The sequence below is a fragment of the Azospirillum sp. INR13 genome (assembly GCF_015390205.1).
In the GTDB taxonomy this organism is placed as follows: Bacteria; Pseudomonadota; Alphaproteobacteria; order Azospirillales; family Azospirillaceae; genus Azospirillum.
Window position 1 is genome coordinate 23,955 of record NZ_VUOI01000006.1, and the last position, 16,041, is coordinate 39,995.

A 16,041-nucleotide genomic window follows, 5' to 3' on the forward strand; every position below is an offset into this window, starting at 1 on the left:
ACCATGCCCCTGATCCGCGAAACCATCATCACCACCACCGGCGCCGACGGGCAGCCCCATGTGGCGCCGATGGGGGTGACGGTGGAGCCGGCCGGCGACGGGGAAAGCTTCATCCTGGCGCCGTTCCGGCCGTCGCGGACGCTGGACAATCTGCTTGCACGGCGCTGCGCGGTGGTGAACCACACCGACGATGTGCGGGTCTTCTCCGGCTGCATCAGCGGGCGGCGGCGCGACTGGCCGACCGCTGCGGCGGAGCGGGTCGATGCCCCGCGTCTCGCCGACTGCCTGTCTCATGAGGAGATCGTGGTGGCCGAGGTGGAGGACGACCCGGTCCGCCCGCGCTTCCACTGCCGCACCATCCATGCCGTGACACATGCCCCTTTCCGTGGCCACAATCGGGCGCAGGCGGCGGTGATCGAGGCGGCCATCCTGGTCAGCCGCCTGCACATGCTGCCCGCCGACAAGATCGAGCGGGAAGTCGAGTACCTGTCCATCGCCATCGGCAAGACCGCCGGCCCGCGTGAGTTGGAAGCCTGGGACTGGCTGATGGAGCGGATCGCCGCCCACCGCGGAGGGGAGAACTCATGACCGGTTGGCTGGCCAGCGTCGCCGATGCGGCAGAAATCCCTCTGATCCTGCCGGCAGCGCCCGACATCCTGGACCTGAAGGATCCCGCCGCCGGGGCACTGGGGGCTTGGGCGGTGGACGACATCACCGCGACGGTGCGCGAACTAGCGGCCCTGCCCGGACGCCCGCGGCTGAGCGCGACCATCGGCGACCATCCGATGCGGCCCGAGATCGTCGAGCCTGCAGCGCGCCGGGTCGCCGGGACCGGCGTGGACTTCGTCAAGATCGGCTTCGCGCCCGATGGAGCGCCCGACCGCTGCATCGACGCGCTGGCTCCGCTGGCGGCGGAAGGGGTGCAACTGGTCGCCGTGCTCTTCGCCGACCTTTGGCCGCCGGACCCCGGCTGCCTGCCCGTCGACCGGCTGGCATCCGCCGGCTTTCGCGGGGCGATGCTGGACACCGCCGGCAAGCGCCACGGGCTGCGCCACCACTGGCACGATGCGAATCTATCCGCGTTCGTGTGCTGCGCACGAGCGCATGGGCTGCTGACCGGGCTGGCCGGGTCGCTGCGGGTTGCAGACATCCCGGCCCTCTCGGCCCTGTCGCCCGATTACCTCGGTTTCCGCGGCGCGCTCTGCGGCGGGGAGCGCACCGCGGGCATCGACCCGCAGGCGGTGGCGCGGGTCGCCACCGCCTTTGCCGGTCTTCCTGGCGCTACTCCGCCGCCTCGGCCATCTCCGCCTTCTCGATCTTGATCGCGCAGTATTTGAACTCCGGGATCTTGCCGAAGGGATCGAGCTGCGGGTTGGTCAGCACATTCGCCGCCGCTTCCGCGTAGGCGAAGGGGATGAAGACCAGACCGACCGGCATGCGGTCGTCGATGCGGGCCTTCAGCCGGATCGTGCCGCGCCGGCTCGACACCAGCATGTAGTCGCCGGTCCTCATCCCGGCACGGGTCAGGTCGTGCGGGGAGACATAGGCGACCGCCTCCGGTTCCACCGCGTCCAGCACGCTCGACCGCCGGGTCATCGATCCGGTGTGCCAGTGCTCAAGCTGGCGGCCGGTGGTGAGCACCAGCGGATAATCGAGGTCGGGCGTCTCCGCCGGGTTGATCGGCCGCGCCGGCACGAAGCGACCGCGCCCGGTCTTGGTCGGGAAGCCGTTGCCGAAGACGATGTCGTGGCCGGGCTGGTCCGGCCCGTCCACCGGATAGGTGACGGAGCCCTCGCGCTCCACCCGCTCCCAGGTGATGTTGGCGAGCGACGGCATGGCGCCGACCATCTCCGCGAACACCTCCGACACATGGGTGTAGTTCCAGTTCAGGCCGAGCCCGCGCGCCATGTCCTGGATGATCCACAGATCCTGGCGTGCCTCGCCCGGCAGCGGCACCGCCGCGCGGCCCATCTGGACCTGCCGGTTGGTGTTGATGACCGTGCCGTCCTTCTCCGGCCAAGCCGAGGCCGGCAGCACCACGTCGGCGTATTTGGCGGTCTCGGTCAGGAAGATGTCCTGCACCACCAGATGGTCCAGCATGGCCAGCGCCTCGCGGGCGTGCGTCACGTCGGGGTCGGACATCGCCGGGTTCTCGCCCTCGATGTAGAGCCCCCTGATCCGGCCGTCATGGACGGCGTCCATGATCTCGACCACGGTCAGGCCGCGCTTGCCGTCCAGCTTGGTGCCCCAGTAATTCTCGTAGAAGGACTGCACCTCCGGATCCTCGACCGACTTGTAGTCGGGGTAGAACATCGGGATCAGGCCGGCGTCGGACGCGCCCTGGACGTTGTTCTGGCCGCGCAGCGGGTGCAGGCCGGTGCCGGGGCGGCCGATCTGGCCGGTGACCAGCGACAGCGCGATCAGGCAGCGGCTGTTGTCGGTGCCGTGGATGTGCTGCGACACGCCCATGCCCCAGAAGATGATCGACGCCTTCGACCGCGCGAACAGCCGCGCCACCGTGCGCAGGGTGGCGGCCGGAATGCCGCAGACCTTCTCCATCTCCTCCGGCGGGTAGTCCTTGACCGTCTCGGCCAGCGCCTCGAAATCCTCGGTGTTGGCCTGGACATACTGGCGGTCGTACAGCCCCTCCGCGATGATGGTGTGGAGGATGGCGTTGAGCATCGACACGTCGCGGCCCGGCGTGAACTGCAGCATGTGCGTGGCGTGTCGCGCCATGGCGAGCCCGCGCGGATCCATGACGATCAGCTTCGCCCCGCGCTCCGCCGCGTTCTTGAAGAAGGTCGCGGCGACGGGATGGTTCTCCGTCGGGTTGGCGCCGATGATGACGATGACCTCGGCATCCTCCGCCGCCATGAACGGGGCCGACACCGCCCCCGACCCGACGCCCTCGATCAGCGCCGCCACCGACGAGGCATGGCAAAGCCGGGTGCAGTGGTCGACGTTGTTGGTGCCGAAGCCGGTGCGGACCAGCTTCTGGAACAGGTACGCCTCCTCGTTCGACCCTTGGCCGATCCGAAGCCGGCCAGCGCGTTGCCGCCGCGCTCGTCGCGGATCTTGCGCAGGCCGCCGGCCGCGGCGGACAGCGCCTCCTCCCAGGTCGCCTCGCGGAAATGGGTGAAGGGGTTCATCGGGTCGATGTCGACGTCGTGCTTCGACACGCCTTGCCTGCGGATCAGCGGCACGGTCAGGCGGTCGCCGTGATGGGCGTAGTCGAAGCCGAAGCGGCCCTTGACGCAGAGCCGGTTCTGGTTCGACGGGCCGTCGCGGCCGTCGACGGCGACGATCCTGTTGTCCTTGATCTTGTAGGTCAGCTGGCAGCCGACGCCGCAATAGGGGCAGACCGAGTCCACCTCGCGGTCGGGCGCGTTGGTGAAGACGCCCTTCTCGTCCACCAATGTCGCCGGCATCAGCGCGCCGGTCGGGCAGGCCTGCACGCATTCGCCGCAGGCGACGCAGGTGGACTGGCCCATCGGGTCGTCGAAATCGAAGACGATCTTCTCCAGATGCCCGCGCGCCGCCATGCCGATGACGTCGTTGACCTGGACCTCGCGGCAGGCGCGGACGCACAGGTTGCAGTGGATGCAGGCGTCGAGCTGGACCGCCATCGCCGGGTGCGACATGTCGTCGGTCTTGTTCGGCCGGTCCACGGTGGGGAAGCGGCTGCCGGCGATCTCGACCTTGTCGGTCCATTTCCAGAAGGTGGAGTTGGGGTCGTGCGCGGTCTCCCGCTCCGGCTGGTCGGCCAGCAGCAGTTCGAAGACCAGCTTGCGCGACGACTTGGCCCGCTCCGACGCGGTGCGCACGGTCATGCCGGGCTTGGGCTTGCGGATGCAGGAGGCGGCGAGCACGCGCTCCCCCTCGATCTCCACCATGCAGGCGCGGCAGTTGCCGTCCGGGCGGTATCCCGGTTCCGGCCGGTGGCAGAGGTGCGGGATTTCGGTGCCCAGGCGCGTGGCGACCTGCCAGATCGTCTCGCCGTTGCGTGCCTCGACCTCGGTGCCGTCCAGGGTGAACGTGATGCCGTGGGACATGTCGGTCTCCTTACCCCTGCGATCCGGTTGCGCCCTGGGCGATACTCGGGGCCGTGCCCTGGCGCGACACGAAGTCTTCGCGGAAATGCTTCATCACCAGCTTGATCGGGTTCATCGCCGCCTGCCCCAGGCCGCAGATCGAGGCATCGCCCATCACGCTGGCGAGTGCCGTCAGCAGTTCCTCGTCCCATTCGGGCTCGCTGATCAGGCGCACGGCCTTCTCGGTGCCGACCCGGCAGGGCGTGCACTGGCCGCAGCTCTCATCCTCGAAGAACTTCAGCAGGTTGAGCGCCACGTCGCGCATGTTGTCCTTGTCGGACAGCACGACGACGGCGGCCGAGCCGATGAAGGAGCCGTGCGGTTCCAGCGTGCCGAAATCGAGCGGAATGTTCGCCATCGACGCCGGCAGGATGCCGCCCGACGGGCCGCCGGGCAGATAGCCCTTCAGCGTGTGGCCCTCGGCCATGCCGCCGCAATACTGGTCGATCAGTTCCTGCAGCGTGATGCCGGCCGGTGCCAGCTTGACCCCCGGTTCCTTCACCCGGCCGGAGACCGAGAAGGTGCGCAGCCCCTTGCGCCCGTTCATGCCGTGGCTGGCGAACCAGGAGCCGCCCTTCTCCAGGATCTCGCGGACCCAGAACACCGTCTCGATGTTGTTGATCAGGGTCGGGCGGCCGAACAGGCCGACCACCGACGGGAAGGGCGGCTTGTGGCGCGGCAGTCCGCGCTTGCCCTCGATGCTCTCCAGCATCGCCGACTCTTCGCCGCAGATATAGGCGCCGGCACCGCGCCGCAGATGGATGCGGGTGTGACGGGCGAGACCGGCGGCCTCGACCTTGGGGATCTCGCGCAACAGGATTTCCCGGCATTGCGGGTATTCGTCGCGCAGATAGATGTAGACGTCCGTCGCCTCGGCCGTCCAGGCACCGATGAGCATCCCCTCCAGGAAGCGATGCGGGTCGCGCTCCAGATGGAAGCGGTCCTTGAAGGTGCCGGGCTCGCCCTCGTCGCCGTTGATGGCCATCATGCGCGGCCCCGACTCCGCCCGGACATAGCGCCATTTCAGGCCGGTGGGGAAGCCGGCGCCGCCCAGGCCGCGGATGCTGGAATCCTCCAGCATCTTCAGCACCTGATCGACGTCGCGCGCACCGTCCAGGCATTCGGCCAGCATCTTGTATCCGCCGCCGCGGATATACTCGTCGAAGCCGAGATAGTCGGGAATGTCCGGGTGGATATGGCCATGGGCCACCGCATCCAGCACGCTCTCGACGGTCGCGTTCTCGTGCGGGGCATGGCCGATCGCCACGACGGGCGCGTTGTTGCAGCCGCCCATGCAGGGCGCGCGCACGACCCGGACCTCGCGCTCGTCGACGCCGGCCTTCAGCGCCTCATGCAGCTGTTCCGCCCCGGCGAGCGCGCAGCTCAGCGAATCGCAGACGCGGATGGTAAGCTTGGGCGGCGCCGGTTCGCCGTCCATCACAATGTCGAAGTGGGCGTAGAAGGACGCCACCTCGAACACCTCGACCAGCGCCAGCTTCATCTCCTTCGCCAGGGCGGCGAGGTGACGGGCATGCAGGCAGCGATAATGGTCCTGCAGCAGGTGGAGGTGCTCGATCAGCAGGTCCGCCTGACGGGAGCGGTCGCCGAGAAGCGCCCGCACCTCCTCAAGGCTGACGGGATCGACCTGACGGCCCTTCTGCTGGTCGCGCGTCTTGCGGCGACCGGAGCCGGGATGGATACTGCGGGCAGGAACGCCGCCCGGCGGCTTGGCGCTGATGATCGGAGGGAATGCGGTCACGGCGTTTCTGGCCTCTGCTGGATGGTCCGCGCTTCTGGGTGTCGCGATCCGAGTTCCTGGTGTCTCGTATACCAGATGCCACGGTAACGCATCCTTTGCTGAAAGTCAGCATCCTAAATCATCCCCGCCTTCCGCTGGATGGGAATGTCGGATGGGGTGTTGGGATTGTTGGGGAATCAGGCGGCGCGGGCGGCCATGCGTTCCAGCGGAAGCGGGGCGATCCTGTCCGCCTGCCCTGCCGAGCCGAAGGCCTCGAACCGCTCGCGGCAGAGGGCGCGGGCGGCCTTTGTCGCTTCGGCCAGGAACTTGCGGGGGTCGAACTCCTCGGGCCGGGTCATCATCGCGCGGCGCAGGCTGCCGCTCATGGCGAGGCGGATGTCGGTGTCGATGTTGACCTTGCGCACACCGTTGCGGATGCCTTCGCGGATTTCCTCGACCGGGACGCCGTAGGTCTCGCGGATGCTGCCGCCATGGGCACGGATGATCTCCAGCCATTCCTGCGGCACGCTGGAGGAGCCGTGCATCACCAGATGGGTGTCGGGGATGCGGTCGTGGATGGCGCGGATGCGGCCGATGGCCAGCACCTCGCCGTCCGGGCGGCGGCTGAACTTGTAGGCGCCGTGGCTGGTGCCGATGGCGATGGCCAGCGCATCCACCCCCGTCCGCGCCACGAAATCCGCCGCCTGGTCCGGATCGGTCAGCAGCTGGTCGCGCGACAGCGTGCCGGCGGCGCCGGACCCGTCCTCCTCCCCCGCCCGGCCGGTCTCCAGCGAGCCGAGGCAGCCCAGTTCGCCCTCCACCGAGACGCCGACGGCGTGCGCCTGCTCCACCACCTGCCGTGTCACGCGGATGTTGTAGTCGTAGCCGGCCGGCGTCTTCATGTCGTCCAGCAGCGAGCCGTCCATCATCACGCTGGTGAAGCCGGAGCGGATGGCTTGCTGGCAGACGGCCGGGCTGGCGCCATGGTCCTGGTGCAGGCAGATGGGAATGTGCGGCCACATCTCCACAGCCGCCTGGACCATGTGGCGCAGGAACGGCTCGCCGGCATATTTGCGCGCGCCGGCGGACGCCTGCAGGATCACCGGGCTGGCGCAATCGTCCGCCGCCTGCATGATCGCCTGGATCTGCTCCATGGTGTTGATGTTGAAGGCCGGCACGCCATAGCCATGGTCGGCCGCATGGTCGAGGAGCTGTCGGAGGGAGATCAGGGCCATCGGGGGAGGTCTCCGGTTCAGGGCACAGGATTCAGGACTGGGGGGAGCAGAGGCGTTGGGCGCGGTCCGCCACCGCCTCCGCAGTGATGCCGAAATGGCGGTAGAGATCGGCGGCGGGGGCGGATTCGCCGTAGCGGTCGAGGCCGACCACGTCGCCGCCCAGCCCGACATGGGCGCGCCACAGCCCGGTCGCCCCGGCCTCCACCGCCAGCCGGGGAATGTCGTCCGGCAGCACTCTGCTTCGCCATTCGGGGTCCTGCCGGTCGAAGACCTCGCAGCAAGGCATAGAAACGACGCGGGCGGCAACACCCCGGCCGGCGAGCAGCCGCCGCGCCTCCATGGCGATGGCGACCTCAGACCCGGTGGCGATCAGCGCCACGTCAGGGCGTTCGTCGTCGGCCAGCACATAGCCGCCGCGAACGGCATCGCGGGCGCGGTCCGTACCGGTCCGGCCTGTTCCTTGGGCCGGCAGGGTCTGGCGCGACAGCAGCAGCGCGGTCGGCCCCTCCGCCCGCTCCACCGCGGCCCGCCACGCGACGGCGGTTTCCAGGGCATCGCAGGGGCGCCAGACGTCGAGGTTCGGCATCAGGCGCAGGCTGGCGGCATGCTCCACCGGCTGGTGGGTGGGGCCGTCCTCGCCCAGGCCGATGCCGTCATGGGTGAAGACATGGACCACGCGCAGCCCCATCAGCGCCGACAGGCGCAGGCCGTTGCGGGAATAGTCGGAGAAGGCCAGAAAGGTGCCACCGAAGGGCAGAAAGCCGCCATGCAGCGCGATGCCGTTCATCACCGCGGCCATGCCGAATTCCCGCACCCCGTAATGCAGGTGGCGCCCGCCGCTCCCCCGCCAGTCGGTGAGATTGGAGCCGGTGAGGTCGGCCGATCCGCCCAGCAGTTCCGGCAGCAAGTCAGCCAGCGCGCCGATCGCCTGCTGGGACGCCTTGCGCGACGCCATCGGCTCCGCCCGCTCCGCGACGGCGGCGATCCAGGCGTCGGCGGATTCGGCAAACCCCTCCGGCAGGTCGCCGCGCATGCGCCGTAGGAACTCGGCTGAGAGTTGCGGGTGGGAGCCGGCATAGGCATCGAAGCGCGCCTGCCAATCGGCCTGCATCGCCGCACCGCGCCGCCGGGCGTCCCAGCCGGCACGCACCTCCTCCGGCAGCTCGAAGGGCGGGGAGGTCCAGCCGAGCGAGGCCCTGGTCGCGGCGACTTCCGCCGAGCCCAGTGGTGCGCCATGCGCCTCGGCCGAGCCGGCCCGGTTGGGGGAGCCATGGCCGATCACCGTCCGGCAGCAGATCAGCGTCGGCTTGCCGCAGGGGGCCAGCGCCTCGTCGATTGCGGTGTCCAGCGCGTAGGCGTCGTGACCGTCGACCTCGCGGATCACCCGCCAGCCATAGGCTTCGAACCGCTGCGCCGTGTCATCGGTGAACCAGCCGGTGACGGGCCCGTCGATGGAAATGCCGTTGTCGTCGTAGAAGACCACCAGCTTTTCCAGCCCGAGCGTACCGGCCAGCGAGCAGGCCTCGTGGCTGATCCCCTCCATCAGGCAGCCGTCGCCGACGAAGCAAAAGGTCCTGTGGTCGACGATCCGGTGCCCCGGCCGGTTGAACTCCGCCCCCAGCAGCCGTTCGGCCAAGGTCATGCCGACGGCATTGGCAAGGCCCTGCCCCAGCGGCCCCGTGGTCGTCTCCACCCCCGGCGTCAGCCCGTATTCCGGATGCCCCGGCGTGCGCGAGCCGAGCTGCCGGAAGCGCCGCAGCTCCTCCATCGGCAGGTCGTAGCCGGTCAGGTGCAGCAGCGCGTAGAGCAGCATCGAGCCGTGCCCGTTCGACAGCACGAAGCGGTCGCGGTCGGGCCAGCGCGGATCGGCCGGATTGTGGCGCAGATGGCGCCGCCACAGCGCCTCGGCGATGTCGGCCATCCCCATCGGCATGCCGGGATGGCCGGAGTTCGCGGCCTCCACCGCATCGATGGCGAGAATGCGCAGGGCGTTTGCCAGCAGGCGGCGTCCGGAGCCACGGTCGGGTGTGTCGGGTGGCAAGGCAAGCCGGTCCTGTTCGCGGACCTCGACGGCCGCGGTCATCGACGCGTTCATGGTTGGTGTCCTTCCCCTGGTGGGTGTTTTTGCTTGGCGGTACGGAGCGGCCGTCCTCTCGGCGTCATCCCCGCGAAGGCGGGGATCCAGAGCTTCCAATGCAAGGACCTGCAAAGTTTGGATTCCCGCCTTCGCGGGAATGACGACCGAAGAGATGAGCCCCCCTCAGAACGCCTTCTTCTTGCGGTCGACCAGCTGCCAGATCATCGGCGTAAAAATCAGCTGCATCGCCAGCGCCATCTTGTCGCCCGGACAGACGATGGTGTTGGGCCGGGTCATGAAGCTGTCCTTCAGCATCGACAGCAGATAGGGGAAGTCGATGCCCTTCGGCCGGGTGAAGCGGATGACCAGCATGCTTTCGTCCGAGGTCGGGATGTCGCGGGCGATGAAGGGGTTGCTGGTGTCCACCGTGGGCACGCGCTGGAAATTCACGTCGGTGCTGCTGAACTGCGGGCAGATGTATTTCACATAGTCCGGCATCCGCCGCAGGATGGTGTCGACGATGGCTTCCTCCGAATAGCCGCGCAGGTTGCGGTCGCGGTGGATCTTCTGGATCCACTCCAGGTTCACGATGGGAACGACACCGATCTTCAGGTCGGCATGGCGGGCGAGATCGACGCGCTCGGTGCGCACGCAGCCGTGCAGCCCCTCGTAGAACAGCAGGTCGGTGCCGGGCTCGATCTGTTCCCAGGGCGTGAAGGTGCCGGGGTCCTGGCCGTAGGGTTCGGCCTCCTTCTCGTCATGCAGGTACTTGCGGGTCCGGCCGCCGCCGGTCTCGCCATAGCTGCGGAACAGGTCGTCCAGCTCCTCGAACAGGTTGGCGTCGGGGCCGAAATGGCTGAAGGTCGAATGGGGTTCCTCCTGCGCCTCGGCGACCTTGGCGCGCATCTCCCGGCGGTCGTAGCGGTGGAAGCTGTCGCCCTCGACGATGGCGGCGGCGATGCCTTCGCGGCGGAAGATCTGCTGGAAGGTGCGGGTGACGGTGGTGGTCCCGGCACCGGAAGAGCCGGTGACGACGATGATCGGATGACGGGCCGACATTGTGCGTTCCTCCCTCAACCGAGCGCCGCGGATTCGGGCGCCAGGAACAGCGACCGGCTGCCGAACAGCGGGGCGTGGAAGGCCAGCTCCTCCCCCCTGTCATAGGCGGCGTGATAGGCGACCAGCCGCTCCACCTCCGCCTTCGATCCCAGGATCACCGGCACCCGCTGGTGCAGGGCCATCGGCTTGATGTCGAGAATCCGCTGTCGCCCGGTGCTGGCCGCTCCGCCCGCCTGCTCCACCAGCATCGCGATAGGGTTAGCCTCGTAGAGAAGGCGCAGCCGCCCCGGCTTGTGGGTGGGGCGGGCGTCGCGCGGATAGAGGAAGACGCCGCCGCGGATCAGGATGCGGTAGACTTCCGCCACCAGCGACGCGATCCAGCGCATGTTGAAATCCGCCTCGCGCGGGCCGGAGCTCCCCTTTATGCACTCCTCGACATACTGGCGCACCGGCGGTTCCCAGAAGCGGGCGTTGGAGCTGTTGATGGCGAATTCGCAGACATGGTCGGGGATGCGCATGTCGGGATGGGTCAGGGTGTAGGCGCCGATCTCGCGGTCGAGCGTGAATCCGTGCACGCCCTCGCCGAAGGTGGCGATGATCATGTCGGCCGGGCCATAGAGGGCGAAGCCCGCCGCCACCTGCCGGGTGCCGGGCTGGAGAAAATGCTCCACCTCCGGCTCGTCGACACCGTCGGGCGCCTTGAGGATGGAGAAGATGGTGCCGACCGTCAGGTTGACGTCCACGTTCGACGAGCCGTCCAGCGGATCGAAGGCCAGCAGATAGCGGCCGCGCGGATATTCACGGGGGATGCGGTAGGGCTCCTCCATCTCCTCCGACGCCATGCCGCAGAGCTTGCCGCCATACTCGCAGGTGCGCAGCATGATCTCGTTGGCGATCAGGTCCAGCGGCTTCTGCGTCTCGCCATGGACGTTGACGCCGGGTTCGGGCGCCGGTGCGGCCGGCTGGCCGGCGGACGGCGTCAGCGACCCGCGGGCGGCGGCGCTGGCGATGAACTTGCACGCGGTCTGCACGTCGTTGAGCAGCGCGGTCAGGTCGGTGTCGGCCCCGCCACGGCGGCGCTGGTCCTCGATGATGAATTTGCTGAAGGTCGTGTGACGGTGCGGCATCGGTTCCCCCTCTCTCGTGTTTTGTCCGGCCGGCTTTTTGCGGGCCTATTGTGTGAAGACACGGCTCCGGCGGATGTCCTCCTCGGCGATGGTCAGCAGGTCATTGGCGGCGATGGCATTGCCGCGCGCCTCGAACAGGCGGTTGGCCTGACGCAGGCGGGCGCGGTCCAGCGCGTTGCGGATGGAGCGGGCGTTGGCGAAGCGCGGCTGGGCCATGCGGCGGCGGATGTAGTCGCCCATCGCCCGCTCGGCTTCCGGCGCCAGGCGGTACTGCATGCCCTCCGTCATCAGCCGGGCGATCTCCAGCAGTTCCGCTGCCTCGTAGTCGGGGAAATCGACATGGTGGGCGATGCGCGACGCCATGCCGGGGTTGGAGCGGAAGAAGACCTCCATGCGGTCGCGGTAGCCGGCGAGGATCACGACCAGATCGTCGCGGTTGTCCTCCATCACCTGCAGCAGGATTTCGATGGCTTCCTGCCCGTAATCGCGCTCGTTCTCCGGCCGGTAGAGGTAATAGGCCTCGTCGATGAACAGCACGCCGCCCATGGCGCGCTTCAGCACTTCCTTCGTCTTCGGCGCGGTGTGGCCGATGTACTGGCCGACCAGATCGTCGCGGGTGACGCTGACCACATGGTCGCGCCGGATATAGCCCAGCCCATGGAGAAGCCCGGCCATGCGGCGCGCCACCGTCGTCTTGCCGGTGCCGGGATTGCCGGTGAAGCACATGTGAAGCGACGGCGGCTCCGCCCGAAGGCCGATGCTGCGGCGGGCGCGCTCCACCAGCAGCAGGGCGGCGATCTCGCGGATGCGGGTCTTCACCGGCGTCAGCCCGACCAGCTCACGGTCCATCCCCGCCAGCATCTCCCCGATGCCGGACTCGCGGTAGAGCGCGTCGAGATCGACGGACGGCGCGTCGGGCGGCTGGTCACGGGTTTCCGGGGCGGTTTCCGGGGCGAGAAGGTCGGCCGCGTCGCTCATGCCGCCCTCCATTCCGGTTCGGCCATCAGCGCGGCGCGCATTCGCCCGACCACGCCGCGATAGCCGCCGTCGGCGTCGGCATCGCCGAAGATGGCGGACCCGGCGACGAAGATGTCGGCGCCGGCATCGGCGATGGCGCGGATGTTGTCGGGCTTGATGCCGCCGTCCACCTCCAGCCGGATGGCGCGGCCGGTGCGCTCGCGGTGCCGGTCGATGCGCCGGCGGACCTCGGCGATCTTCTCGAAGGCGGACGGGATGAAGGACTGCCCGCCGAAGCCGGGATTGACCGACATGACGAGGATCAGGTCCAGCCGGTCCATCACATGGTCCAGATGCGCCAGCGGTGTCGCCGGGTTCAGCGCCAGCCCGGCGCGGCAGCCCTGCTCGCGGATCAGTGCCAGGGTGCGGTCGGGATGGTCGGACGCCTCGGGGTGGAAGCTGACGATGTCGGCGCCGGCCTTGGCGAACAGCGGCACCAGCGCATCGACCGGCCGCACCATCAGATGGACATCGATGATCGCACGGGTGCGCGGCCGGATGGCGGCGCAGACCAGCGGACCGATGGTCAGGTTGGGGACGTAATGGTTGTCCATCACGTCGACATGGACGACCTCGCAACCCGCCTCCACCACCCGCTCCACCTCCTCGCCCAGCCGGGCGAAGTCGGCGGAGAGGATCGACGGGGCGAGGCAGTAGCCCTCTCCCAGCTCACGCCCCATGACGCGCCTCCCCGCCGTAGCGCTCGCCCGAGGGACGGCCGGTGGCATAGCTGCGTACCGTGTAGCCGATGCGCCGCCCCGGCCCCTCCGACCGCAGCAGCTCGAAACCGGGCTCCACGGCCGGACGGTTGATCAGGTAGGACATGCGCACCGTCTCGAACCCATAGGAACTGTCGAAGGCGAGGACCTTGACGTACTGCTCGGGATGGGCGGTGCGGCAGGCGTCGATCTCCATCATGACGCCCTTGGCGTCGCGCAGGTCGAACATGGGGTTGCCCCACATCGTCCAATAGCTGTTGCGCGGGTGCGGGTCGTCGGTGAACTCCACCGCCACGGCCCAGCCCTGGTCGAGGGCGTACTGCACCTGCTTGGTGATCTCCTCGTCCGTCAAATCCGGCAGGAAGGAGAACTGGCCCTGGGTAAGACGCATGGGAATCGCTCCTTCACATCGCCGCGGTGGGGGTGGGGACGTAATCGACGCTGTCGGTGGAGGCGTAGTCGAAGGTGACGTCCTTCCAGGTGTCGAGCGCGGCGCGCAGCGGGGCGCACCAGCGGGCGGCGTCGCGCAGGATCTCCGGCCCCTCGTTCCAGATGTCGCGGCCTTCGTTGCGGGCCTTGACCATCACTTCCAGCGCGACGCGGTTGGCGGTGGCGCCGGCCTGGATGCCGTCGGGATGGCCGATGGTGCCGCCCCCGAACTGCAGGATCACGTCCTCGCCCAGGTAGGTCAGCAACTGGTGCATCTGCCCGGCATGGATGCCGCCCGACGCCACCGGCATCACCCGCTTCAGACCGGCCCAGGGCTGGTCGAAGAAGATGCCGTGCTGCAGGTTCTGCGGGACATGGGTCTCGCGGCAGGTGTCGTAGATGCCGCGGATGACGTTGGGGTCGCCCTCCAGCTTGCCGACGACGGTGCCGGCATGGATGTGGTCGACGCCGGCCATGCGCATCCACTTGGCGATGACGCGGAAGGACACGCCATGGCTCTTCTGCCGGGTGTAGGTGGAATGGCCGGCGCGGTGCAGGTGCAGGATCATGTCGTTGCGCCGCGCCCATTTCGCCATCGACTGGATGGCGGTGTAGCGATCACCAGATCGATCATGACGATGACGCTGCCAGTTCCTTGGCGAACTCGGCGCGCTCGTACATGTCCTCCATGGTGGCGCCGGTGACGTTCAGGTAGGTGCCCTTGATCTCCCCGGTCTCGGCGATGGCGCGGTTGACCCCTTCCATGCAGTAGAGGAAGCGGTCGCGCCAATGCATGAAGGGCTGCGAGTTGATGTTCTCGTCGTCCTTGGTGAAGTCGAGCCCGCCCTTCAACGCCTCGTACACCACGCGGCCATAATTGCGGCCGGACAGGCCCAGCTTCGGCTTCATTGTGGCGCCCAGCAGCGGACGGCCGAAATTGTTCAGCCGCTCGCGCTCCACCACGATGCCGGTCGCCGGCCCCTGGAAGGTCTTCAGATAGGCGACCGGGATCCGCATGTCCTCCAGCCGCAGCCCCTTCAGCGGCTTGAAGCCGAAGACGTTGCCGATGATCGACGCGGTGAGGTTGGCGATCGAGCCTTCCTCGAACAGGTCGAGTTCATAGGCGATGTAGGCGAAATATTGTCCCGGCGTGCCGGGCACCGGATCGACGCGGAAGGCCTTCGCGCGATAGCGCTCGCAGTCGGTCAGGCGGTCGGTCCACACCACGGTCCAGGTGGCGGTGGAGCTTTCGCCGGCGACCGCCGCCGCCGCTTCCTCCGGATCGACGCCGTCCTGCGGCGTGATGCGGAAGACGGCGAGAACGTCGGTGTCCTTCGGTTCGTGGTCGGGTTCCCAATAGCCCATCTGGCGGTACTTCAGCACGCCCGGCCGGTAGCGGGCCTTCGGGTCGCTGACCACCCCATCGGCGGCCGTCCGATCCGTAGGAAGAGTCGTCGATACGTAGTTCATCGTCTTCACCTCGCCGGTGGCGTTCGGTTCGTTCCGATGAAAACGTTAGCCCCACGTACTATTGAGGAAAATTCAAATACACAGCACAGTATGGATAGGGATTCCTGATGAATGGGGCGGCCGTTGACCATCCAGCACGCCACGCTGCGCCAGCTGCAGATCTTCACCGCCGCCGCCCGCAGCCTGTCCTTCGCCCGCGTGGCGGAGCAGTTCGGCCTGACGCCCGGCGCGGTCTCGTTCCAAATCAAGCAGGTCGAGGGGCATTGCGGCTTCCCGCTGTTCGAGCGGGTGGGCCGCGGCGTCGTGCTGACGGAGGCCGGGCGCGACCTGCTGGGCCATGCGACGTTGATCCTCCAGGCGTTGGACAATGCCGACCGGCGGATGCAGGCGCTGAAGGGGGTGACCGGCGGCAACGTCCACCATCGGGCTGGTCAGCACCGCCAAATACATCGCTCCGCACATGGTCTCCCGTTTCCAGGCGGAGCGACCGGGCGTGTCGATCCATCTCCAGGACGGCAACCGGCGGGAGGTGAATGCGATGGTCGCCAAGGGCGAGGTCGATCTCGCCATCATGGGCCGCCCGCTGGACGCGGAGGAACTGCTGGCGGAACCCTTCGCCCGCCATCCCAGCATCATCATCTGCGCGCCCACCCACCCGCTCGCCGACGCCCCGTCCCTGCGCCTGTCCGATCTGGCCGACAGCGGCTTCATCGCGCGGGAGGAAGGCGCCGGCACGCGGGCGCTGACCGACGCCTATTTCCACGGCCAGGGTTTCTTACCGCGCATCGTCATGACCTCCAGCAGCAACGAGACGATCAAGCAGGCGGTCATGGCCGGCATCGGCGTCGCCTTGCTGTCGCGCCACACCGTGGACCTGGAACTGGCGCTGGGGATGCTGCGGGAGTTGAAGGTGGAGGGGCTGCCGCTGATGCGGTCCTGGTACATCGCCCATCGCCGCAGCCTGCCGCTGCTGCCGGTGCACGCGCAGCTGCGCAGCTATCTGTTGGAGCGCGGGCAGGCGATCATCGACAGCATCCAAGCCGGCCATCGGGCGCTCGCATCCGGCGGCTGACATGCCG

At 68.4% G+C, this 16,041-nt stretch carries 13 protein-coding genes and 2 pseudogenes; 4 read left to right on the plus strand and 11 right to left on the minus strand.

What is annotated here, in order from left to right; translation table 11 throughout:
- The first annotated feature begins 3 nt into the window (after positions 1-3).
- Together F1643_RS06960 and F1643_RS06965 are read left to right on the plus strand one after the other, a co-directional pair.
- Complete coding sequence (locus tag F1643_RS06960; RefSeq protein ID WP_194912200.1) at positions 4-588, plus strand: DUF447 domain-containing protein; 585 nt, start codon at positions 4-6, stop codon at positions 586-588.
- On the plus strand, positions 585-1,322 hold the full coding sequence (locus tag F1643_RS06965; RefSeq protein WP_194912202.1) for a (5-formylfuran-3-yl)methyl phosphate synthase: 738 nt from the start codon (positions 585-587) through the stop codon (positions 1,320-1,322). Before F1643_RS06960 ends, F1643_RS06965 begins: the two co-directional genes overlap by 4 nt.
- On the opposite strand, the gene F1643_RS22445 is transcribed toward F1643_RS06965, so the two are convergent.
- From F1643_RS22445 to F1643_RS24530, 11 genes and pseudogenes are all read right to left on the minus strand, one after another.
- Positions 1,282-3,003 (minus strand): molybdopterin oxidoreductase family protein, encoded by a 1,722-nt coding sequence (locus F1643_RS22445; RefSeq protein ID WP_255542518.1) that lies wholly within the window; start codon positions 3,001-3,003, stop codon positions 1,282-1,284. The two genes, F1643_RS06965 and F1643_RS22445, sit on opposite strands and share 41 nt — an antisense overlap.
- Positions 2,913-4,052 (minus strand): 2Fe-2S iron-sulfur cluster-binding protein, encoded by a 1,140-nt coding sequence (locus tag F1643_RS22450; protein WP_255542492.1) that lies wholly within the window; start codon positions 4,050-4,052, stop codon positions 2,913-2,915. Before F1643_RS22450 ends, F1643_RS22445 begins: the two co-directional genes overlap by 91 nt.
- 10 nt (positions 4,053-4,062) lie before the next feature.
- Positions 4,063-5,850 (minus strand): NAD(P)H-dependent oxidoreductase subunit E, encoded by a 1,788-nt coding sequence (locus F1643_RS06975; RefSeq protein WP_370540505.1) that lies wholly within the window; start codon positions 5,848-5,850, stop codon positions 4,063-4,065.
- Between the two features lie 176 nt (positions 5,851-6,026).
- Complete coding sequence (gene fba / locus F1643_RS06980; RefSeq protein WP_194912203.1) at positions 6,027-7,064, minus strand: class II fructose-bisphosphate aldolase; 1,038 nt, start codon at positions 7,062-7,064, stop codon at positions 6,027-6,029.
- 31 nt (positions 7,065-7,095) lie between these two features.
- A complete protein-coding gene (gene tkt / locus F1643_RS06985; RefSeq protein ID WP_206692385.1) occupies positions 7,096-9,159 on the minus strand; it encodes a transketolase in 2,064 nt (687 codons plus the stop codon).
- A 165-nt stretch (positions 9,160-9,324) separates the two neighbouring features.
- Positions 9,325-10,200 (minus strand): phosphoribulokinase, encoded by an 876-nt coding sequence (locus F1643_RS06990; protein WP_194912205.1) that lies wholly within the window; start codon positions 10,198-10,200, stop codon positions 9,325-9,327.
- Positions 10,201-10,214: 14 nt separating this feature from the next.
- Positions 10,215-11,327, minus strand: coding sequence for a class 1 fructose-bisphosphatase (locus F1643_RS06995; RefSeq protein WP_194912208.1), 1,113 nt, complete (start codon positions 11,325-11,327; stop codon positions 10,215-10,217).
- Between the two features lie 45 nt (positions 11,328-11,372).
- On the minus strand, positions 11,373-12,305 hold the full coding sequence (cbbX, locus tag F1643_RS07000; protein ID WP_194912210.1) for a CbbX protein: 933 nt from the start codon (positions 12,303-12,305) through the stop codon (positions 11,373-11,375).
- Entirely contained in the window at positions 12,302-13,024 is a 723-nt protein-coding gene (gene rpe / locus F1643_RS07005) for a ribulose-phosphate 3-epimerase (protein WP_194912211.1), read from the minus strand. The genes cbbX and rpe overlap by 4 nt, the downstream gene beginning before the upstream one ends.
- Positions 13,014-13,454 (minus strand): ribulose bisphosphate carboxylase small subunit, encoded by a 441-nt coding sequence (locus F1643_RS07010; RefSeq protein ID WP_149228359.1) that lies wholly within the window; start codon positions 13,452-13,454, stop codon positions 13,014-13,016. The genes rpe and F1643_RS07010 overlap by 11 nt, the downstream gene beginning before the upstream one ends.
- A gap of 13 nt (positions 13,455-13,467) precedes the next feature.
- Positions 13,468-14,857 (minus strand): annotated as a pseudogene (locus tag F1643_RS24530) (form I ribulose bisphosphate carboxylase large subunit).
- A 216-nt stretch (positions 14,858-15,073) separates the two neighbouring features.
- Between F1643_RS24530 and F1643_RS22465 the strand changes: the two are divergent.
- A pseudogene (locus F1643_RS22465) lies at positions 15,074-15,226 on the plus strand (LysR family transcriptional regulator); the annotation flags it as partial.
- Between the two features lie 196 nt (positions 15,227-15,422).
- Positions 15,423-16,034, plus strand: a complete 612-nt coding sequence (locus F1643_RS22470) for a LysR substrate-binding domain-containing protein (RefSeq protein ID WP_255542496.1) — start codon at positions 15,423-15,425, stop codon at positions 16,032-16,034.
- The last annotated feature ends 7 nt before the right edge of the window (positions 16,035-16,041 follow it).

Coding starts and splice junctions, on each gene's coding strand:
- F1643_RS06960 (WP_194912200.1), top strand. CDS start 4: ATGCCCCTGATCCGCGAAACCATCATCACCACCACCGGCGCCGACGGG.
- F1643_RS06965 (WP_194912202.1), top strand. CDS start 585: ATGACCGGTTGGCTGGCCAGCGTCGCCGATGCGGCAGAAATCCCTCTG.
- F1643_RS22450 (WP_255542492.1), bottom strand. CDS start 4,052: ATGTCCCACGGCATCACGTTCACCCTGGACGGCACCGAGGTCGAGGCA.
- fba (WP_194912203.1), bottom strand. CDS start 7,064: ATGGCCCTGATCTCCCTCCGACAGCTCCTCGACCATGCGGCCGACCAT.
- tkt (WP_206692385.1), bottom strand. CDS start 9,159: ATGAACGCGTCGATGACCGCGGCCGTCGAGGTCCGCGAACAGGACCGG.
- F1643_RS06990 (WP_194912205.1), bottom strand. CDS start 10,200: ATGTCGGCCCGTCATCCGATCATCGTCGTCACCGGCTCTTCCGGTGCC.
- F1643_RS06995 (WP_194912208.1), bottom strand. CDS start 11,327: ATGCCGCACCGTCACACGACCTTCAGCAAATTCATCATCGAGGACCAG.
- cbbX (WP_194912210.1), bottom strand. CDS start 12,305: ATGAGCGACGCGGCCGACCTTCTCGCCCCGGAAACCGCCCCGGAAACC.
- rpe (WP_194912211.1), bottom strand. CDS start 13,024: ATGGGGCGTGAGCTGGGAGAGGGCTACTGCCTCGCCCCGTCGATCCTC.
- F1643_RS07010 (WP_149228359.1), bottom strand. CDS start 13,454: ATGCGTCTTACCCAGGGCCAGTTCTCCTTCCTGCCGGATTTGACGGAC.
- F1643_RS22470 (WP_255542496.1), top strand. CDS start 15,423: ATGGTCTCCCGTTTCCAGGCGGAGCGACCGGGCGTGTCGATCCATCTC.